The sequence below is a fragment of the Lentimicrobium saccharophilum genome (assembly GCF_001192835.1).
In the GTDB taxonomy this organism is placed as follows: domain Bacteria; phylum Bacteroidota; class Bacteroidia; order Bacteroidales; family Lentimicrobiaceae; genus Lentimicrobium; species Lentimicrobium saccharophilum.
In genome coordinates, this window is record NZ_DF968183.1 from 626,738 (window position 1) to 647,980 (window position 21,243).

The window sequence follows — 21,243 nt, forward strand, 5'->3', positions numbered from 1 at the left end:
CATCCTGCACCAAAAGCATATTCCGTTTTTATCTAACTTTGGGATATTAATCTTCCCGGGCGAGGCTGGTTTTACTATGCAGTGATATGACTTTCAGGCATAAGGCGAATGTCTGGTGAATTTCTGCGTAAGAGCCCTGCCCTTAAGGAATCCCAAACTCCACCGGCTATGCTTTTTTCTGAAAAGACGCTATACAGACTCATCACCATATTATTTTTTGCCCCGCTGACACTTTCAGCCCAGGCACCCTATCCTCAGGGGCCATGGCATCCGGCATATACGGGTAAGGAATTTATCCGTTCGGAATGGTTTGCTTCGGCCCGTGCCGATCAAAACGGCAGTCTGAAAGCCTACACCAGGGCCATGCAGCAGCATCTGCTCAAACCGGCTGAACGTGAAAATCCCGGCAACCAGAGTTATGCGCAATGGGTTCCGCTCGGCCCGTCAAAGACCACGCATCCGGTATCGGCCTACCTGGGTCTGGTCAGTTCTATATGGATCGATACCGCCGACTTTAAAACGATTTATGCCGGCAGCAATACCGGCGGCATTTTCAGGACCCGCGACGGGGGCGAAAACTGGCAGCCCCTTTCGCACAATACATTCACCACCGGTGTTTTATCCATACATGTGGATCCCCGCAATAAAGACAGGATCATTATCGGTACCGGCCATTACGGTTTCAACCGATCCTATGGCATGGGCGTAATGATCAGCAACGACGGGGGAGAAAGCTGGGAGCAGACTTCACTGGACAACGATATAATATCCGCTTCATTTGTCGTTCAGAAAACAGGCATGCACCCCACGTCACCAGACACCATGCTGGCCCTGCTCAATACGGAATTCTCAGGCCGGGGTTATATCTACCGCACTACCGACGGCACTGCAAGCTGGGAAGAGGTGTTCAGCAAGCCGAAAGCCGAGTTGTTTTCATTAAATTACAAACCCGGCGAGCCCAATACAGTGTTTGCCTGCGGCAATCACATGCTGAAAAGCACCGATGCAGGCGCCACCTGGAACGATATCACCCATATTCTCCCGCTGGACACCAATTTTGTACTCAGCAGGGTCGCCATTTCGCTCTCTGCGCAAACGCCGGGGCTGATGCTCGCTTTCTGCGAAGCTTATGACAGTACCGGAACTATCGGTGGCACCAGGAAATACCTTTTCCGTTCCTTTGACGAAGGCACCACATTTGAAACCCTGAAGATGAAAGTGGAGCCTTTTGCCGGCTACTGGAAAATGCAACTTGCCCTTTCCCCCGCCGACAATGAGGAGTTTTATCTGGGCGGCATATGGCTTTTCAAATACCGGATCACAGGAGATTCGGCCTTGTATATCGAATGCAGCGACCACAAATATCACATCGACGTGCGCGACCTGCATGTTTATGCAACCGGGGATAAAGACCTGCTGTATATGGCCAATGACGGAGGAGTCAGTTTATCCAACACCGGAGCGGAGTCGTGGCAGGACATCACCCGGAACGGGATGCAGATCCTTCAGCTGCATAACATCACCATCGGTGAAAACAGCGACATGATGTTCGGGGGCCCCCAGGATGCCAATCTCTCATTTTACAATTTCAAGACCGGAGAATGGTCCAGAAATGCAAGAATAAGCGATGCCTACGACGGCGCCATTAATTACAATGATCCGGGTATTGTTTACCTTGTAGGAGTGCCTCCGAAATACACCCAACCCCATATATTCCTGAAAAAGTCAACAGACGGAGGTCTTAATTTTACTACCCTGGGCATCCCTGACAGCACAGAAGTGGGCCGTTGGGATAAACCGCTCGAAATGGACCCTCAGAATCCGGATATCCTCTACGTTGGTGTGCGGAATGTATGGAAGTCCGAAGACGGCGCCGGCAGTTTCACACGCATCAGCGATTTCCCTGCCCAGGGAGAACCCAAGCTGATCACCATCAGGGTAGCCCCGTCAAACAGTTCGGTGATTTATGCCGCTTTTCAGAATCCCGACTGGGGCGATCCTTCGCAACCCAAATTGTTCGTTACCCCGGATGGAGGTAACCGGTGGTTCGACATTACCCCCCGCGGGCAGCTTAACCTCAATTACACAGGAATCAGTGATGTAGCCGTACACCCGGGAAATCCCCAGAAGATATGGCTTTCGCTTGACAGAATGTGGGAAAACAGGCATGTCTACATGTCGGAAGATGCAGGAACAACCTGGACAAACTATTCCGAAGGGTTGCCCGATCTGCCGGTAAATACGATCAGGTATGTGAAGGGCGCTGGATATGATGTCCTCCTTGCCGCCACGGATGCCGGCGTATATTACCGCGATGCAAACCTCACGCAATGGGTTCCTTTTGGGGAAGGGCTTCCGCTCACCATTGTGGCGGACCTTGCCATCAGCTATTCGCGTAAAAAAATCATCGCGGGCACCTTCGGACGGGGCCTTTGGGAAACCGACCTTTGCCTGCCGGTAACCGAAAACGCCCTGAAAATTTCTGACACCATCCAATGGGACAGCGACCGGAAAATGTTGCAGGATGTTATTATAAATCCCGGGGCAAAACTTACCATCAGCAAACGCGTTGAAATGGGCCGGGGAAGAACCATTAAGGTCTTACCCGGGGGAACCCTCAATATCGACGGAGGCATACTGACAAACGACTGCGCCGACCGCTGGGAAGGCATCAGATTGTATGGCAGCCCTGACTATTCTTCCCCTTCCGGACAACAGGCAACCCTTAACATCCGTTACGGCGGAAGCATCAGAAACGCCATTACCGGAGTGGAAACCTTCGGAATGGATGAACAGGGAAATACGGTCGCCGGTGCGGGCGGCGGAAGGATATTTGCCACCAACGCCCTTTTTATCAACAACCTCAAAGCCGTTGTATTCAATCCTGCATCCGGAAACAATCCGTCATTTTTCAAACTGTCGAAGTTTATTACCGATGAGATGCCACCTGAAGGTACATCTCCAGGTGACATGGTAACTTTACGGGGAAACGAAGGCATCACCTTCAGCAGTTGTCAGTTCGAAAATAACATTCCGGTCTCTGTTTTACCATATTGGCAGAGAGGTACAGGTATCCGCAGCATCAATGCTTCACTGCTGGTTAACCGATTCAATACGGATTCAATTCCTTTCGGGCAGAATGCCGAACCTGTATTTAAACAGCTGTCGGCCGGCATCAGCAGCATCCACACACTTCCCGGATATTCGATCAATATCAGCAAAACCAGGTTCGACAGAAACCTGACAGGCATTTACACTGCCGGGGCAGGATCATTCAGCGTAACCGGGTCGTTCTTTATCATGGGCTCCGCCAATGTCCCTGAACCGATCAAACCGCTGAGCGCAGGCCTCTACCTTGACCATTGCAATATGTTCAGGCTCAGCGACAATACGTTTGCAGGTCCGGTGGGAAGCATTATGCCGCAATCAAAATCGGCCGGAATTGTAGTGCATGAAAGCGGTATTAACAACAATATGATCATCTCCAATACAATCAGGAATCTGAATTACGGCATTCTTGCCCAGAACCGGAACCTGAACGCCAATGGCAGCGCTGGCCTTCGTTTCCTGAATAACTGGTTTACAGGAAATGAATATGATCTCTGCGTTACCCACGATTCGCTTTCATCACATAACGGCATCGCCCGCCACCAGGGCGCATCGGGCCGCGAGGGCGCAGAAGTGGCCGGCAACCGCTTCAGCTACAGCAGATTTCACCGCGACGGCGATATACACAATGCCGGTCAGCGCCTTTATTATCACTTTCCGCCAGGCCCAGAAGGGCTGAACCACCAGCCACGCATAACCTCTTACGGCATTTATACAGTCCCTGACCAGGTGGCGGCCACCACCGACAGCAGTTACAAGCCGGAATTTCTCAGGGATGCATCAACTGACCCAAAGGATGCCTTCGCAAAATGGAGTGAAAGGGCCGTTATTGCCCGGGGATTAAGCGAAAGCCTTACAGATGACGGCGATTCTTTCAGCCTGATCAACGAAATCAAGCATCACACCGGCTTCGATGCCCCGGCTTTGTACTCAAAGCTGAAAAGGATATCTCCCTATCTGTCGGATGAAGCCATCATCGCACTGACGGTTAACGGAAACTTCCCGAATAATCTGTTGACGGATATCCTGAAAAGCAATCCTCATTTCTTCAGAATCCCTGGAATACTTCAAAAGCTGGAACAACGAAAACCTGAAATTCAACCATATCTTTACGCGCCATTGGCCGATGTATACAATGTATATTCAGCGTATGAGCAGCTTGCATCTTCTGCAGATTACCTCAGGGCCGCCAGGGATGAAATATTCTCCGGAATTACAGCCGGACTATCTGAATCCGCCCATGCATCCGGCAGTCAGGATTCATTAATGCATTTCCTGAAAAATGATGACAGGCCGGCTTCCTTAACAATGGCAGCTTCCGTAGCCCAGAAAACGGAAAATCATACAGATGCGCTTGAAATATCGGATCAGCTGACACTCAGATTTCCGGACATAGACCAGCAGCAAATTGCAGATTTTAAAACGTTGCTGCAAATGAATCAGCGATATTTTTACCCGGGAGCCTGGACAGAACGGCCAACCTCCGGCGACAGCCTGGCCATTGTTCAGCTTCTTGGCGGCACTGCAGGCATATATTCCCTGAATATGCTCAGGTACTTCGGCATGGTTGTGTACAACGAGCCCTATATACTTCCGGGTGAGCCCGTCGCCGATACCACTCCAGGACTTCCTCCGGTAGTGATCAAAGGCAGCGGATTCAGGATTTTCCCGGTCCCCGCCGGTGATTTTGTGATACTCGATTATTTTACCGAAAAGAATTTCAGGGAGTGCCGACTACGCGTTTACACCAGCTCCGGGAGTCTTGCGCTGGAAATTAAACTCATGGAACCTTATTCGCAAATGCTGATCAACACCAGCGGACTCAGTTCCGGGCTCTATCTTTTTAAACTTGTTGCTGACGACGAAACCATCGCGAGCCGGAAGGTCGTAATCTCAAGGTAAGGATTATTTTAATAATCCGCCTGATCGACATCTTCCTTATTTAAAAGTATTCTAATTTACTTTTTTTCTCTTGCCGGGTATTGCGCAATAGCTCCATTAGCTATATATTTGTATAATATTCTTATTTAAGTACCGCATTACCGTATTAACAAAATCAAATAACACCCTATCCGATGATAATGAAAATATTGAGAATGCTGAAACCGCCAGGCCGATGGCAACTGCCCGTGATCATTATTCTCGGGGTGATGACCGGGATTGTGCTGCTTCTTTTCAGGGCATCCAATGCACATTCATACCTTTCGGACAAACCGGAAACCTGTATCAACTGCCATGTGATGTATTCGCAGTACGCGTCGTGGAACCACAGCAGCCACAGGGAAGTTGCCACCTGCAACGACTGTCATGTTCCGCAGGACAACTTTTTCAGGAAGTATTATTTCAAAGCCATGGACGGACTCAGGCATGCAACCATCTTTACGGCCAGGGCAGAGCCTCAGGTCATCAGGATCAAGCAGGCAGGGATCAACGTTGTGCAGGAAAACTGCATCCGCTGCCACCAGGAGCTTGTCAGTATGGTAGAGGTCATTCAGGTAACGGGTGAAAACCATAAGACCGGAGCCGGTTTCCGTTGCTGGGACTGTCACCGCGAAACCCCGCACGGAACGGTCCGCAGTCTGGCTTCATTCCCGCATTCGCTGGTTCCCCAGCTGAAATCGGCTACTCCTGAATGGATTAACAAGTATCTTAAAGAAGAAGAAAAATAGCAAAAAACACACACATGGAAACAAACACTACACCTAAACGCAAACCCTGGGTAAACTGGTTATTGTTTATCGCAACCGTAATCGTTGTCTTTCTGCTGGGTTTACTGGCCAATTCGGTTATTGAGCGCCGCAGCGAATCAAAACTCTACTTCCAGATGGTCACTGAAATCCCGGAATGGGAACCCCGCAACGAAGTATGGGGAGAGAATTTCCCCAGGGAATTTGAAACCTACAAAAGCACCCTTGACACTTCTTTTCAGAGTCCACACGGCGGATCCGCCATGATCGACTACCTGGAAAAATACCCCGAACTGGTCGTGATGTGGGCAGGGTATGCATTCTCACGTGATTACAACCAGGGCCGCGGCCATTATTATGCGGTACAGGATATCCGCCAAACATTGAGGACTGATGTGCCTCAGCCGGGCACCTGCTGGACCTGTAAAAGCACCGATGTACCAAGGGTCATGAACGAAATCGGTGTTGAGAACTTTTATGCAGCCAAATGGTCTGACCTTGGACATGAAATTGTGAACAACATCGGCTGCCAGGATTGCCACGATCCGAAAACCATGAATCTGCGCATTACCCGCCCTGCGCTGGCCGAGGCGTTTCAACGCATGGGCAAAGATGTGAATGAGGCTACCCATCAGGAAATGCGCTCCCTCGTATGCGCCCAGTGCCATGTTGAATATTATTTCAAAGGCGACGGAAAATACCTCACCTTCCCGTGGGACAAGGGATTCAGTGCAGACGAGATGGAAACCTATTACGACGAAGTACAACATGTTGACTGGGTACATAAACTGAGCAGAACTCCCATGCTGAAAGCCCAGCATCCTGATTATGAGCTTTACATGACAGGGATTCATGCCGACCGTGGCGTAGCCTGCGCCGACTGCCATATGCCGTATAAACGCGATGGCGGAATGAAGTTTACCGATCATAAAATTCAAAGCCCGCTGGCCAACATTTCCGGCTCCTGCCAGGTATGTCACCGTGAGAGCGAAGCCAAACTGCTGGCCAATGTGCTTGATCGCCAGCACAAGGTAGAAGAGCTGCGCAGAATTACTGAGAAAAACCTGGCCAGGGTGCATATTGAAGCGAAAATAGCCTGGGACAACGGCGCAACGGAAGAAGAGATGAAACCGGTACTGCAGTTTATCCGTCATGCCCAGTGGCGCTGGGATTGGGTGGCTGCTGCCAACGCGGTTGGGTTCCACTCCCCTGCCGAAGCGCTCAGGGTACTGGGGACCTCCATTCAGAAGGTCAACGAAGCACGCATTCTGCTCACCGAAATCTTTGTAAAAAAAGGAATCAAAACCCCTGTGGAAATTCCTGATATTTCAACCAAGGAAAAAGCCCAGGAATACATCGGTCTGAATATTGCCGAAATGCAGCAAACCAAAAGAGAACTGCTTACCAATGTTGTTCCCCAATGGGTAGCCAAAGCAGCTGAAAGGGAAGCAAAAATGAATAATTAGCAGATTGAAATCAGCTTCTGTCAAAGCCTTCCGGGAATCCACCGGAGGGCTTTTTCTTTCATAACCATACCAATAATCCGGGAAGCAGTTGATTGTTTATAACCGGTTCAATAGTTCAAAACATTTCCGTAAGTCTGCTGTTATCCATGCCAAAATACTAATTTTGCGATCCAAAAACCATTCTTATGCTTTGCATTATCCATCACGAAACCGATCCTTACTTTAACCTGGCCGCTGAAGAATACGTGCTTAAAAACTTCGAACGCGACAGCTTTATGCTCTGGCGTAACGAGCCTGCCATCATCGTCGGCAAGCATCAGAACACCCTGGCTGAAATTAATCAGGATTATGTCAAAGAAAACATGATTAAGGTCGTCAGAAGATTATCGGGAGGCGGAGCGGTATTTCACGATCTGGGAAATCTGAACTTCACCTTTATCGCTTCGGGCGAGAACCACCAGCTGGTTGACTTCCGGAAATTCACTCAACCCATTCTGGAAGTACTTCAAAAACTAAAGATCGAAGCCAGATTTGAAGGACGGAACGATCTTACAATCGATGGACGTAAATTCTCGGGCAATGCAGAGCATGTACACAAAAACAGGGTATTACACCATGGAACCCTGCTTTTCTCATCTCAGATGGCAGACCTCTCCAGTGCACTGAAAGTTGATCCGGATAAATTTCAGGACAAAGCGGTGAAATCGGTCAGAAGCCGGGTAACCAACATCAGCGAGCACCTGAAAACCCCGCTCTCCGTACTTGAATTCAGGGACCTGGTTCTGAAGCATGTAATGGAAAGCACCCCCGGCGCTGAGCTATACAGTTTTACACAGGATGATATCGCCGCCATCAGCAGGCTCAGGGATGAGAAATACATTACCTGGGAATGGAATTTCGGTTATTCGCCGAAATACAACTTCCGGAAAACGGTAAAAACCAACGGCGGTAAACTCGAAGTCACGCTGGAAGTGGTGAACGGAACCATTGAAAAAGCCAGATTCTTCGGGGATTACTTTAATAAACTTGACCCGGTAGATATTGAGCAGGCCCTCACCGGAACCCTGCATAACGAAACGGCCATCAGGGAGCGGCTGAAAGATTTTGAAATCCCGGATTACTTCCTGAAAATAAACAGCGAAGAACTGATTACCTCTCTTTTCTGAAAGCGCAGATAAACGCTGAACATTAGCCGTGGCCGATTGTTTAACTCAGGCTTAACATAAAAAATCAACCAGGACTAATGGAAGCACAACAGGTATTTGACAGGCTCTGGGCCGACTATATTTCGCAGAATCCCGCAGCCAAAAGAGTGTATGACCTCTTTACCGCCGAAGGCGAAACCGTTTACAACGATCACATCGCCTTCCGCACTTTCAACGATCCCCGCATCAACATCGAGGTCCTTTCACAGGAGTTTCTGAAAGTGGGTTATGAATACAAAGGCTCCTATAATTTCGAGCAGAAGAAATTAAATGCCAAACACTTTGAACACAAAACCTTTAAGGATGCCCCCCGCGTTTTTATCAGCGAGTTGCGAACCGAAGAGTTTTCTCCGTTTCTTCAGGAGACGGTAAAAGGAATTATTGACGCCATCCCTTCAGGGATGACCGGAAAAAGTGAGTTGATTTATGCCGGAAACCTCTGGGGAACCCCTTCCTTCGAAGTTTACGAAGCCCTGCGCAAGGAATCGGAATACGCTGCCTGGGTTTATGTATATGGGTTCAGGGCCAACCATTTTACTGTTAGTATCAATGGACTGAAAAAGTATGATACCATCCGCAAGGTAAACCAGTTCCTGAAAGACAATGGATTTATCATCAACGCTTCGGGCGGCGAGGTAAAAGGCACCCCCGGAGAGTTGCTGGAACAGTCAAGCATTATGGCAGGTATCCTTCCGGTGAAGTTTAAGGAAGGGACCTTTGAAATCCCCTCCTGTTATTATGAATTTGCTATGAGATACCCGGATTCTGATGGCAAACTTTATTCTGGTTTTATTGCTAAATCGGCGGATAAAATCTTTGAAAGCACTGACTTCTATAAGAAGTAACCTCTTCCACTGAAATTGTGTAACATTGTAAATCCTGGTTGAAAAGCCGGGATTTCTTTTAACAGGACATAAAAAGGATTATGCTTCCAACTACTCAGGCCAGTATCCGGAAATTGCCGGAGGAACTGACCAATTCAGGGATCCGGGGCCACGCATCCTGTCGCGTGGGGCAAATTACAGTTTCTGATGCCTTGACCGGAAGCTGTATTGAGAATCGGCGAATTTCCGAAGAACGAACATTATATGCAAACCCCGGGCATATCCAGATCCTTCTTTCAAAAAGCCCCGAATACGCCGAGAACCAACTTGCAGAAATCAATGCCGGTGCATCATCTGAATTCATCGACAAAAATAATCTCTGTCAGGGCATATTCGCCTGGCAGCAAAGTTGCCCTGCTTTCTCCGTTTCAAAATAAGACGTTAAAAAAAATGCAACTACATTCTGAAATAACCGGAACACCATAAAATTCATACTTTTGACGAGGAATACCAGGAATTTATCAAAATCCACCAGCAAACCCTAAAACCTGAAACATCAGCATGATCCCGGTTAACAAATGGAATGAACTAAGGTCCAGGCTTAAAGGCGATTTATTTACAGGCGACAGCATGCGGCTTCTCTATGCTACCGATGCTTCGGCCTACCGCGAACTGCCTGCCGGGGTTTGCAGGCCAAAAGACGAGGACGACCTCAGGTTGCTGATTGACTTCGCCGCGAAGATGAAGATACCCCTTATCCCCAGAACTGCGGGTACATCACTTGCCGGGCAGGTGGTGGGCAGCGGACTGGTGGTGGATGTTTCCAGGTACATGACAGAGGTCATCGAGCTGAATGCGGAAGAGCGTTGGGTCAGGGTTCAGCCCGGTGTGGTGCTTGACGAACTGAATAAGATGGTTGAACCTTACGGACTTTTTTTCGGCCCTGAAACCTCCACCTCAAACCGCTGTATGATCGGTGGCATGGTCGGCAACAACTCCTGTGGCTCCCACTCCCTGGTTTATGGCAGCACCCGCGATCACACCCTCGAAATCAAAGCCCTGCTCAGCGACGGTTCAGAAGCAACCTTCGGCCCTTTAAGCCCGGAAGCGTTTAACCAAAAGTGCTCGCTCGGCAATCTGGAAGGAAAAATCTACCGTTCTGTGCGCGACATGCTTGCGGATCCGGTAAATCAGCAGGAAATCCGTTCGCAGTATCCTGATCCTCAGATTGAAAGAAGAAACACAGGCTATGCGCTCGATCTGCTGCTTGATTCCGAACCTTTCACTCCGGACGCGCCACCCTTTAACTTTTGCCGGTTGCTGGCCGGTTCGGAAGGCACCCTGGCATTCAGCACCGAAATCAAACTTAACCTGGTTCCGCTGCCGCCCAAAGAAAAAGCCCTGATCTGCATTCATTGCGAAAAGCTGGAAGACGCCTTCAAGGGCAACCTGATCGCCCTCCGGCACAATCCGGTTGCCGTGGAACTGATCGACAACTACATTCTGGAGCGCACCAAAGACAACATTGAACAGCGTAAAAACCGGTTTTTCATCAAGGGTGAGCCGGCCGCCATCCTGGTGGTGGAACTGGCGCTTGAATCCCGTGAAGCCATTGACATCCTGGCAGCAGCGCTTGAAGCCGATATGCGTAAGGAGGGTTATGGATATCATTTCCCGGTGGTTTACGGCAATGATATAAATAAAGTGTGGGCCCTGCGGAAAGCCGGGCTGGGACTGCTCTCCAACGTCCCAGGTGATGCAAAACCGGTGGCCGTCATCGAAGATACCGCGGTAAATCCGGCCGTGCTGCCCGATTACATGGCCGACTTCAGGCTTATGCTTGAAAAACTGGGACTTGATTGCGTGTTTTACGCCCATATTGCCACCGGAGAGCTGCACCTCCGTCCGGTGCTGAACCTCAAGGACCCTCGAGATGTGGAAATGTTTCATACCGTTGCCCTTGAAACGGCTAAACTGGTAAAAAAATACCGGGGTTCACTCAGTGGCGAACATGGCGACGGCCGTCTGCGCGGAGAGTTTATCCCGCTGATGCTGGGGGAACACAATTACCGGTTGCTGAAAACCATCAAGCAAACCTGGGATCCGAACGATATTTTTAATCCGGGAAAGATTACCGACACCCCGCGGATGAATACCAGCCTTCGCTATGAATCAGGGCAGGTCACCAGGGAAATTGACACCATTCTTGACTTTTCAGCCAATCAGGGCATACTGCGTGCGGTTGAACAATGCAACGGATCGGGAGACTGCCGGAAATCGGAGATATTTGCAGGCACCATGTGCCCCAGTTATCAGGCCACCCGCGACGAAAACGCCACCACCCGTGCCAGGGCCAATATCCTCAGGGAATTTCTGACGCGCAGCAACAAAGAAAATCCCTTTGACCACCGGGAGATCTATGAAATTATGGATTTGTGCCTGTCGTGCAAAGGATGTAAATCGGAATGTCCGTCGAATGTGGATATAGCCAAATACAAAGCGGAATTTCTTCAGCATTATTACGATGCCAACGGTATTCCGCTGCGTACCCGCATGATCGCTTACATTACTTCTTTTAACAAACTGGGAAGCCTGGTTCCGGGTGTTTATAATTTCTTCCTGAAGAATCCGGCTTTATCGGGAATGCTTAAAAAAGCACTTGGTTTTGCTCCCCAAAGGTCTATCCCATTGCTTTACAAGACTACGCTCAGGGCCTGGCAGCGGAAGAACAGGAATAATCCGGCCGATGGACGGCTGGTTTATCTTTTTGCGGATGAATTTACGAACTATAACGATGTTGAGGTCGGCATCAGCGCCATCCGCGCCTTAAACAGACTGGGTTACAGGGTTGAAATTCCGGAACACGCCGAAAGCGGACGCACATTTCTGAGCAAAGGCCTTTTGCGCAAAGCCAGGAAACTGGCAGAGAAAAATATTGCATTGCTTTCACCGGTCATCTCCGCTGAAACCCCGCTGATCGGAATAGAGCCCTCCGCTATTCTGACATTCAGGGATGAATATCCTGACCTGACAACCGGAGTGACAAAGGAAAAAGCTAAAGCCCTTGGAGCAAACTGCCTGCTGTTTGAGGACTTCATCATGCAGGAATTCAACGCCGGCCGAATCAGCAAAACGGCATTTACAACCTCTGCAGAGAAAATCAGGCTGCACGGACACTGTCACCAGAAATCCCTGGCCGGCACAGCATCCACCAAACTGATGCTTACGCTGCCCGAAAATTACCGGGTTGAAGAAATCAAATCGGGATGCTGCGGCATGGCCGGCTCTTTTGGATATGAGGCTGAGCATTATGAAGTTTCGATGAAAGTCGGAGAGCTGGTATTGTTTCCCGAGGTGCGCAAAACAGACGCGAAGACCATCATTGCTGCCCCCGGCACAAGCTGCCGCCACCAGATCAGCGATGGTACCGGCCGTAAAGCACTGCACCCGGTTGAGATATTCTATGAAAGTATTCTTTAGGGAAAATCATATCTCCTGATGCCGGTGGACAGGCGCAAAGTCCGCAACTCCCGGCATTTGATGTACATAACCGGTAACCGGTTTATTCGATAAATTCAGCCCTGGCACATACAGGCAGATGCTATTACGCTGACTGCGGAAATGAAATTCAGTGCCGGACCGGTTAAGTTCACGGGTATACATCTGTTTTCGGCAGCGGTTATATGCTCCGTTACCTTCCCAGTTCATGCAGCAAGTCCTTTATATCCTTCCAGACAGGATATAAGCGTATTTTCCAGAGCCTTTATCCCGGAAACCCTGCCGCGACCATTATACTCCAGCAGACACCCTGAACAATCACCAACTTTTAATTGAAAACCGAAATCAACAATTTATCAATCAAGGTCAGATGGTTGATGGCGTCGTGAAGAAGGTTCAGCCGGTGTTCCATTTCAATTTTCTCCGGAATCCCGTCATCCTGCAGAAGGTCAGTAATTTCATGCTGATGCAGTGAAAGTAAAAATGCCAAGCGCCGGTTTTCGCTCATAATGTTGCTTAAGCAGGTGATGGCCAGGCGAAGCACTTTTCTGAAACCAGGAGACAGTACAGCTAGATTTCAATAAAGATATTCAAGGTCATCCAATAACTGTGTCGCGGACTATTGCTTACAAATGAATTAAGCCTGTAATCAGGACCTGTTTCTATTTTAAAGTTGTCGGTTATATCATAACCCAGCAACGGCACCAATCTTATTTCAAGGTCGTAGTCCTTTGCCTGAAAACTATTTACATATTCATTATTTACTTTTACATAAAATTCTCCGCGGTCAACCGATTCGCCGTTTAAAGGCAACTCCGACGAAATCCGGTACCGGATCCTGATTTCAGGTTTTTCACTTTCCGAAAAAGTCTGATCACTCATAAACCGGTGCGCCAGACGAAATGCCGCAAACTTTTGGACAATAATAAAATGTTGTATTAAGCGGTGAGATATCTCACCATCTTCAATCCTCATCAGGTATCCGCCTGCAATTCTTGAATTCAACCCGACCTTTTTAGCTGCTATCATGGATAAGTCGGTAAGCACATACCTGTATTCGTTTACTGCATCTCCGTTCACTGCACCGCTCCTAAAAAGCTGCCGCGATTCTGCTTTCGCATTGAGTGACCAGTTGTTTTTCAGCGCACTGTTTAAATTCAGTGATGGCATGATACCAAACCGATAGGTAGCCTGTGCAAATACAGCACTCTTGACCTGTATAAGCACAACTAAAATGATAAATAACAAGGCTTTAGTATTCAAGGTGGCTGCTGTTTTTAAAAACTATTTCTGAAACGGAGATCAGTTTGCCCTTATCATCAAAAAGATATTCGAAAAGTCCGGCCTGCTTTTCCTGGCTGCATCTAACAATAAGTTCATAGTTAATGGTAATGGATGGATTAAGGTTATTCGTGGTTAATCCGGAAAGCAGATCAGACTCACTACCCGTGTATTGCCGCTGGACTTTTACGATGCTGAATTTTTTACAATCTGTACTAAGTTGCAGATAAACTGAATCTTTCAGTTCAGGCTGCAGTTCATTCAGGTCAGTTTCAATTTCTACGTCCTCAATATTTCCGACTGCATCAAATTCTATACTATACCGGGCTTGATTAAGACTGAATTTTGCCTCGAAACTTGTGGCGGTGAGACTTTCTTCCTTATACCACTTTACCTTAGACTGTATTTTCAGGGAATCTATGAACAGCCGGGCTTTATCCGGGACCTGACCTGGTTTAATACGACTTTCCTTTTCAAATTTAGCCTGGGCAAACAAACTACCTGTAAGGCAAAAAGCTATCAGCAACAGTATAAAAGACAGTCTATTCATCAGTTTTATTTGTATTTAGCAAGGTGTGAAACAAACCGTCCGGCCGCTTAATTTGTTCATCAACACCTGTTAATTCTGTTTCCGGGTGCAATGGCCTGATACGCTGAAACAGAAATATCTCAGAACTATTTATTACGGAACGTATTGGACTATATATCATTATTTTACTTAAACCGACCATTTTGATTCAGACCGCACACCATCTGATAAATATCAGATTTCGATTTATCTACCGGAGCGGATCGAAAGTTATATTCATTTGTCAATATTGAATTTTTCCGCTAAGCTTATTCTATATCCGCGAATCTTCTGCCGGTTTTTTAAATCATAAAAATGATGACCGGGGAAAGTTCAATAAGAAGGCGATCAATCATTCACAAAGCAAATAATTTGCCATTTAGTTTTTAACTAATTATAATACAGAATTTTAAGTTAAAAAACTTTAAGGCTTTAATTTTGTTATTTACGATGACTCCGATTAATCACAAGCAAAACCCACAAACCATGAAAAAAACCTACTATTTATTATCCATACCGGTTGCACTGCTTCTGCTGGGGCTAACCCAATCCTTTTCGTGAGGGGAGCACGGGACCAGGACTCCGACCGGGGCTCCTGCGGGTCATACCGGATCGCCGGGTGACGGCCAGAACTGCACGGTCTGCCATGGAGGTACCGCCACCCAGGTCAGCGGCATTCTTAATTCCGATGTGCCCGCATCAGGATACCTAGCCGGACAAACCTATAACTTTACAGTAACCCTTTCGGGAACAGGTCGTAAAGGTTTTCAGGCAAGTCCGCAAAACCAGGCCGGTGATCAGCTTGGCACACTCACTGCAGGTACCGGAAATAAGCTGGTAGGATTCAACAATAAATATGTTACCCATTCGGCTGCACAGAATACACAGACGGCAACCTGGAACTTCCAGTGGACAGCCCCGGCGGTTCCCGGGACAGGCAATGTTACCATGTACATTGCAGGGGTGATATCACAACCGAATGTCAGGCTGTCATCACTGCTGCTTAATGAAAATTTTTCAGTTGGCATCAGCGAAACTCAGGCCGGCATTTCAAGGATTTATCCGAATCCCGGTTCAGCATCGGTTTACCTGGATTTAGACCTGAATAAACCAGGAGTTGTTAAAGCTGAAATTTACACCCTCTCAGGCCGGTATACCGGTGCCGGAATTGAACAAACCAACGGTAGCGGCAGCAGCAACCTGGTGCTGAACCATCAACTTCCGCAAGGTACATATATCCTGAGGATTTATACCCCCGACGGACTTGCAAACCGGAAAATTGTCGTGCTTTAGTTACAGCAATATCTTTTATCCCGGCGGCCATTTTCAGCAATGAATCTGGCCGTTTTTATTTGAATGACGAAATGAACACCCGGGAATTTATGGACTGAATTGAATTTCCCGTTTTTGTTAATAAAATTTCGGTCATCAATGGCAAAAAAAATCCTGTCAACAATATACTTAAATAATATTTTTATTAAGTTTACATCCTTAATCAAATGATGTTCATCATTCCAGGTCGATTCAAACTTTTCAAACTCAACCCCTGACCAATGACATGTATCGCTAAGATTGCACCATTGTTGTTCCTGACATTCCTGATTACTTCAATCCGTGCGCAAACCATTTCCGGTGTTGTGAGAGGGGCCGACGACGGGCAGACACTTCCCGGGGTAAGCATATTGATCAAAGGCACAACGCAGGGCACTGCCACCGATGTGAATGGCCGGTACAGCATCGACGTGCCGGGGAAACAGACCGTGCTGGTATTCAGTTTTATCGGTTACAGCACCACCGAGATTCAGGCAGGCAACCGCGCCACTATTGATGTTTCACTCGTACCGGAAGCCCGGCGCCTGGAAGAGGTAGTGGTTACAGCCCTAGGGGTTAAACGGGAGAAAAGGGAGATCGGCTATTCATCAGAAAAGATGAATACCAGCGAAATCCTGCGTTCATCAACGCCCAATGTAATCGGAGCCCTGGCAGGCCGGAGCGCAGGGGTGCAGATATCGCAGGGCGACGGCGTTGAAGGCGGTTCCACACGCATTGTAATCCGAGGCAACAACAACCTCGCCCGCAATAACCAACCCCTGATTGTGGTTGACAATGTACCGCTTGACAATAATCCGGGGCTTGACAATATCGGCCGGGGCGTGGACTGGGGAAATGGAATAGCCGACATCAACCCGTTTGATATTGAAGACTATACAGTTCTTAAAGGCGGAGCCGCTTCGGCGCTTTATGGCGAACGCGGAGCCAACGGAGTCATACTCATTACCACCAAAAGGGGCAAAAAGCAACAGGGTTTGGGTGTTACCTATAATTACACCGTCAAAATGAGCGACCCTTACCGTTACCGAGAAGTGCAGAACAAATACGGTCACGGCGGGCCCGTTTCCCTCACCGAACCAGTTTTTCCGGTGGATGAAAACGGAACCCTGCTCTACCCCGGGATATATGGCAACGACCAGCTGATCCTGGATCAGGACGGGACAACCTCCACCACCTCGCAGGAATTCGGGTATTATGGCTCTGCCGTTTCATGGGGACCTGAAATGAAAGGACAACTGATCAAATGGTGGGACGGCGAAATGCGCAATTACACTCCCCAGCCGGATAACCTCTCAATGCCTTTCAGGCAGGGCATCACCCAAACGCATAATGTTTCGGTGCAGGGAGGCAATGACAAGGGGACCATCCGGCTTTCGATGACAAACCAGGACCACACCCCCATCATCAACAACAGCAATTACAACCGCACCACCATTAATTTCGGGACAAACATCAAGATATCAGAGAAGCTCAGGGCCGATGCAACGCTTACTTACGTGAAATTCAAACGCAAAAACAGTCCCATGATCGGCGAAGACGGCAACTCTTTCAGCAAAGGCTTTCTCTATTCATGGCCACGCAGTTACCAGGGCATTGACCGGGATACATACCAGATGCCTGACGGATCGCGCAACCTGCTTGATGGTTATCCGTTTTTGTATGTGGACCGGTATATCTGGTGGAATTATTACAACAACAATACCTGGCAGGACCGCGACAAATATACCGGTGCGATTGCCTTAACCTGGGACATCACTCCGTGGCTGAATGCCACCGGCCGAATAGGAAGAGATTATTCAGTGGAACAATTTACCTCAAAGAATAAACCTGTTGATTTCATTGGAATGCTCGGTGGCGGCTACAGCAACAGCCTTGCCAGGAATACAAACGACAATATGGAGGTGCTGCTCACCGCCGAAAAGAAGGAAATCCTGGGTTCAGGAATCAATGTCAGGCTGAGTGCCGGCAGCAGCCGCTGGGACTACAATGCATACGGCATTGCAGGAAAATCAGGCACCTGGTATTATCCCAACATGTATACTTTTTTCAACTTTACCGATTATATCTTCGAAACCGATGACGACGGAAACTCCATGGTGATCAACCCTGGCAGCGGTGATGCCGGCTTGCAACTGATCCCCTCCGAAACCATCCTGAGGCAGCGTACAAATTCAGTTTTTTCTTTCCTTAACCTGTCATACAAAAACTATCTGTTTTTAGAATTGACAGGCCGTAATGACTGGTCGTCAACCCTGCCTTCAAACAATAACTCCTACTTTTATCCATCAGCATCACTGAGCTTTATCGCCAGTGAAGCGTTTAAATTTGAAAATAAACTACCCTGGCTCAACTTTATGAAAATCAGGGGAGGCATTGCGCAAACGGCCAGTCCGGCCATGGCCTATCAGAAGAATTTCTATTACAACAGCAGCCTTTTTGGCGGACAGCAAGCCAGTTTTCTGCCGGATGTAATCCCACCCTTTGAGTTGAAACCACAGTTCGTTACCGGATACGAATCAGGCATCACCCTGGGTTTCTTCGACAACCGCATTGATGTGGATTTTACCTGGTACTATCAGCATTCGTTTGACCAGATCCTCAGTCTGCCCGTGCCCGTAAGTTCAGGATCATACAACATTACTATAAACCGCGGCGAACTATCAAACAAAGGATTTGAAATTATACTCAATACCGTTCCCCTTCAGACCCGTAATTTTATCCTGAAGGCCGGTCTGAACCTAGCGCGTAACCGCAACCGTATCCTCAGCCTTGGCGGATATTCCGACACCTATCACCTGGCCGATATCTGGGGTCTGAACGGCCCTGCAATGGAACTTTACGAAGGCAGCGAATATGGCACCATTACCGGATATGATTATGTTTATGATGCCAACGGCAACCGTATCCTGAACGATGCAGGCACCCATTACAAAATAACCGACACCCGCGTGCCCATCGGCAATGCCTCGCCGGACTTTATCGGTGGCTTTACTACTGAATGGATATTCAGGAATATCAAAATCAGCACCCTTATTGATACAAAATGGGGCGGTGATATCTACTGCGGTTCATGGGTGATTTCACAGCAGACCGGACAAAGCCCGTCAACGCTGCTGGAACGCGACGGAGGCGGCCTCCCGTATACTGATCCCGACGGGATTACACGAAACGTCGGGGTTGTGCTGGAAGGGGTCTATGAAGACGGAACCGTTAATGACAAGGTTGTTCATTATTACTATAAATACCTTCCCAATGCGGGTGGATGGGGCAAATTCGTCTCTACGCCGGGCATACTGGAGAATACCTGGGTAAAAATGCGCGAAATCTCTGTAAGCTACTCCCTGCCGGCTTCAATATTAAAGAAAACCAGGGTTTTCCAAAGCCTTACCCTTTCGGTTACCGGCCGCGACCTTTTCTATATTTATACCACACTGCCTGATAAAATCAATCCGGAAGGGATTATGGGGTCAGGAAATGCCCAGGGTTTTGAATGGGCATCATTCCCGGGAGTAAGGTCATTTACATTTGGCGCCAGCGCTACCTTCTGAACCTGGCAGATAAAGCGTGAAATCAGGATGTAATTCAAAGGGAAAAGCCTAAATCAAGAAAAAACTTCAATATGAAACTCAAATATTTTCTACTCTTCTTAAGCTCAGTTCTTATGCTGGCTTCCTGCCGGAAGGACTTCGAAGAGATTGACAACAATCCGCAGGGATTCACCACGGCAAGTGACGGCTCCTTATTCAACGGTATAATTCAGTCGCTCTTGCCAACCTGGAACGAACAATTCTACATCAACAACGAAATATTGTATGCCCAGACCCAGCAGGCGGCACTGACCAAATCGGCATGGGGTAATTTTACCCTTGGCACTGAGGATATGTGGTCGAACTATTACAAAACCCTGCCTGCCATCAGGGAACTGGAAAAAAGGATTGCCACTTATCCGGAGACGCCGGCCACCACCAACATGAAGGCCATGCTTTTGATCGTCAGAGCATATAAGACATTTAAGCTGACAGACATATTCGGCGACATTCCATATTCCGCAGCAGGCTACGGATACCAGGACCTGGGCAAACTTTACCCGGTTTACGATGATCAGCGCGACATATATTTGTCGTTACTCGACGACCTTGCCTGGGCAGCCGAAAACATCAATGACACCGCAGCAATCGCTGAGCCATTCACCACCTTTGCCAACTTCGACAAGCTGTTTAACGGCAGGCGCGACATGTGGCGCAAATTCGCCAATTCGCTCAGGCTGCGCCATGCCATGCGCATGGCAGAAAAGGAGCCTCAGCTGGCTTCAGCCATTATAGGTGATATCATTGAAAACAATCTGCCGGTAATTTACGGATATGATTTCATCACCCCTGTGCTGGAAAGCGCCTGCATCTGGCCCGGGGCCAACGGCTTCTCAAACGAAAGTGTAAGCTGGTCGTTTCGCGAGCACAATGGCCTCCGGATGGGATCAAACATCTGGCATCAGTTCTCCAATACAGATGATCCCGCCGGTTCCGGCATTTTTGATCCCCGGGCTTACATTTTTTTCGAAGGCGATCAAAATGAGCAGTGGATCCCCTTTCCTCAGATTCCGGACCAGGGAACACCGTCGGCCCAGGGAATTCCTTATGGCAGCCACCGCGACGATATGGGAAACTATCATATCAAAAACAACGTCAACTACTCCCCTTTCAATTTCTTCATCATAGCCGACGAAAACAATATGCCGGTTATTCTGATGACGGGTGCAGAAGTGCATTTCATTAAGGCAGAAGCATACTTCAGGGGCATCGGGGTTGCCGAAGATAAATCGGCTGCCGACATTGAATACATGAATGGAATAAATGCTTCAGTTGAATGGTGGATAAATCTGGCTGACCGCTTAAGATTGCCAATCTCCGGGGTGAAGTTTACCGACAAAATCACCATTCCGCAGAATCTGAATGCAGCTTCTGTACTTATGAAATTCGGCTCCTGGAATGCCGTCAGCGATGAGGAAAAACTTCGCTTCATATACACCCAGCGCTGGATTGATGCCTTCAGGCAACCCTGGGAAGCCTATGCCGAAGCAAGACGTACAGGTATGACCCCACGGGAAGGCGATCCGATTGCACACTTCAGAATGCCTTATCCCCCTTCCGAAAACCAATACAATGCTGCCAACCTGAATGATGCACGACTGAAACAGGGCGGAGATGAACCGGGCATTAAGATCTGGTGGATTCCCGGAAATTAGCATTTAAAAGAAAAACCATCAATATCAACACA

At 48.3% G+C, this 21,243-nt stretch carries 13 protein-coding genes and 1 pseudogene; 11 read left to right on the plus strand and 3 right to left on the minus strand.

The features are described from left to right. Window positions 1–168 precede the first annotated feature (168 nt). From TBC1_RS14530 to TBC1_RS14560, 7 genes are all read left to right on the plus strand, one after another. Window positions 169–5,010 carry a T9SS type A sorting domain-containing protein gene (locus TBC1_RS14530; protein WP_062044499.1) on the plus strand — a complete coding sequence of 1,614 codons (4,842 nt, stop codon included), beginning with the start codon at window positions 169–171 and terminating at the stop codon, window positions 5,008–5,010. Between the two features lie 194 nt (window positions 5,011–5,204). Then, window positions 5,205–5,777, plus strand: a complete 573-nt coding sequence (gene nrfH, locus TBC1_RS14535; protein ID WP_201781697.1) for a cytochrome c nitrite reductase small subunit — start codon at window positions 5,205–5,207, stop codon at window positions 5,775–5,777. 14 nt (window positions 5,778–5,791) lie between these two features. Next, window positions 5,792–7,261, plus strand: coding sequence for an ammonia-forming cytochrome c nitrite reductase (nrfA, locus tag TBC1_RS14540; protein WP_062044505.1), 1,470 nt, complete (start codon window positions 5,792–5,794; stop codon window positions 7,259–7,261). 185 nt (window positions 7,262–7,446) lie between these two features. Beyond that, a complete protein-coding gene (locus tag TBC1_RS14545) occupies window positions 7,447–8,427 on the plus strand; it encodes a lipoate--protein ligase (RefSeq protein WP_062044507.1) in 981 nt (326 codons plus the stop codon). Between the two features lie 77 nt (window positions 8,428–8,504). Then, window positions 8,505–9,311: a DUF1338 domain-containing protein gene (locus tag TBC1_RS14550; RefSeq protein ID WP_062044510.1), complete on the plus strand. Its 807-nt coding sequence runs from the start codon at window positions 8,505–8,507 to the stop codon at window positions 9,309–9,311. 113 nt (window positions 9,312–9,424) lie between these two features. Then, window positions 9,425–9,727, plus strand: a complete 303-nt coding sequence (locus tag TBC1_RS14555; protein ID WP_137305756.1) for a hypothetical protein — start codon at window positions 9,425–9,427, stop codon at window positions 9,725–9,727. 124 nt (window positions 9,728–9,851) lie between these two features. Continuing rightward, window positions 9,852–12,770 carry an FAD-binding and (Fe-S)-binding domain-containing protein gene (locus tag TBC1_RS14560; protein ID WP_062044516.1) on the plus strand — a complete coding sequence of 973 codons (2,919 nt, stop codon included), beginning with the start codon at window positions 9,852–9,854 and terminating at the stop codon, window positions 12,768–12,770. A gap of 346 nt (window positions 12,771–13,116) precedes the next feature. Here the strand turns inward: TBC1_RS14560 and TBC1_RS17960 are convergent, their stop codons facing one another. The 3 genes from TBC1_RS17960 to TBC1_RS14580 all read right to left on the minus strand — a co-directional run bounded on the left by TBC1_RS17960 (window position 13,117) and on the right by TBC1_RS14580 (window position 14,619). Beyond that, complete coding sequence (locus TBC1_RS17960) at window positions 13,117–13,296, minus strand: hypothetical protein (protein WP_236695678.1); 180 nt, start codon at window positions 13,294–13,296, stop codon at window positions 13,117–13,119. 62 nt (window positions 13,297–13,358) lie between these two features. Next, window positions 13,359–14,051 (minus strand): DUF2490 domain-containing protein, encoded by a 693-nt coding sequence (locus TBC1_RS14575; RefSeq protein ID WP_062044525.1) that lies wholly within the window; start codon window positions 14,049–14,051, stop codon window positions 13,359–13,361. Continuing rightward, entirely contained in the window at window positions 14,041–14,619 is a 579-nt protein-coding gene (locus TBC1_RS14580; RefSeq protein WP_062044527.1) for a hypothetical protein, read from the minus strand. Before TBC1_RS14580 ends, TBC1_RS14575 begins: the two co-directional genes overlap by 11 nt. 615 nt (window positions 14,620–15,234) lie before the next feature. Here TBC1_RS14580 and TBC1_RS18255 point away from each other — a divergent pair. From TBC1_RS18255 to TBC1_RS14600, 4 genes and pseudogenes are all read left to right on the plus strand, one after another. Then, window positions 15,235–15,594, plus strand: a pseudogene (locus TBC1_RS18255) (choice-of-anchor V domain-containing protein); the annotation flags it as partial. Then, on the plus strand, window positions 15,586–15,930 hold the full coding sequence (locus TBC1_RS18260; protein WP_316931817.1) for a T9SS type A sorting domain-containing protein: 345 nt from the start codon (window positions 15,586–15,588) through the stop codon (window positions 15,928–15,930). The pseudogene TBC1_RS18255 and the gene TBC1_RS18260, both read left to right, overlap by 9 nt. A 260-nt stretch (window positions 15,931–16,190) precedes the next feature. Beyond that, complete coding sequence (locus TBC1_RS14595; RefSeq protein WP_062044536.1) at window positions 16,191–19,517, plus strand: SusC/RagA family TonB-linked outer membrane protein; 3,327 nt, start codon at window positions 16,191–16,193, stop codon at window positions 19,515–19,517. A gap of 71 nt (window positions 19,518–19,588) precedes the next feature. After that, window positions 19,589–21,211 carry a SusD/RagB family nutrient-binding outer membrane lipoprotein gene (locus TBC1_RS14600; protein WP_062044539.1) on the plus strand — a complete coding sequence of 541 codons (1,623 nt, stop codon included), beginning with the start codon at window positions 19,589–19,591 and terminating at the stop codon, window positions 21,209–21,211. The last annotated feature ends 32 nt before the right edge of the window (window positions 21,212–21,243 follow it).

Bases quoted from the DNA above. Each gene is read 5' to 3' on its own strand.
- TBC1_RS14530 (WP_062044499.1), top strand. From the start codon at position 169: ATGCTTTTTTCTGAAAAGACGCTATACAGACTCATCACCATATTATTT.
- nrfH (WP_201781697.1), top strand. From the start codon at position 5,205: ATGCTGAAACCGCCAGGCCGATGGCAACTGCCCGTGATCATTATTCTC.
- nrfA (WP_062044505.1), top strand. From the start codon at position 5,792: ATGGAAACAAACACTACACCTAAACGCAAACCCTGGGTAAACTGGTTA.
- TBC1_RS14545 (WP_062044507.1), top strand. From the start codon at position 7,447: ATGCTTTGCATTATCCATCACGAAACCGATCCTTACTTTAACCTGGCC.
- TBC1_RS14550 (WP_062044510.1), top strand. From the start codon at position 8,505: ATGGAAGCACAACAGGTATTTGACAGGCTCTGGGCCGACTATATTTCG.
- TBC1_RS14560 (WP_062044516.1), top strand. From the start codon at position 9,852: ATGATCCCGGTTAACAAATGGAATGAACTAAGGTCCAGGCTTAAAGGC.
- TBC1_RS17960 (WP_236695678.1), bottom strand. From the start codon at position 13,296: ATGAGCGAAAACCGGCGCTTGGCATTTTTACTTTCACTGCATCAGCAT.
- TBC1_RS14580 (WP_062044527.1), bottom strand. From the start codon at position 14,619: ATGAATAGACTGTCTTTTATACTGTTGCTGATAGCTTTTTGCCTTACA.
- TBC1_RS18260 (WP_316931817.1), top strand. From the start codon at position 15,586: ATGTACATTGCAGGGGTGATATCACAACCGAATGTCAGGCTGTCATCA.
- TBC1_RS14595 (WP_062044536.1), top strand. From the start codon at position 16,191: ATGACATGTATCGCTAAGATTGCACCATTGTTGTTCCTGACATTCCTG.
- TBC1_RS14600 (WP_062044539.1), top strand. From the start codon at position 19,589: ATGAAACTCAAATATTTTCTACTCTTCTTAAGCTCAGTTCTTATGCTG.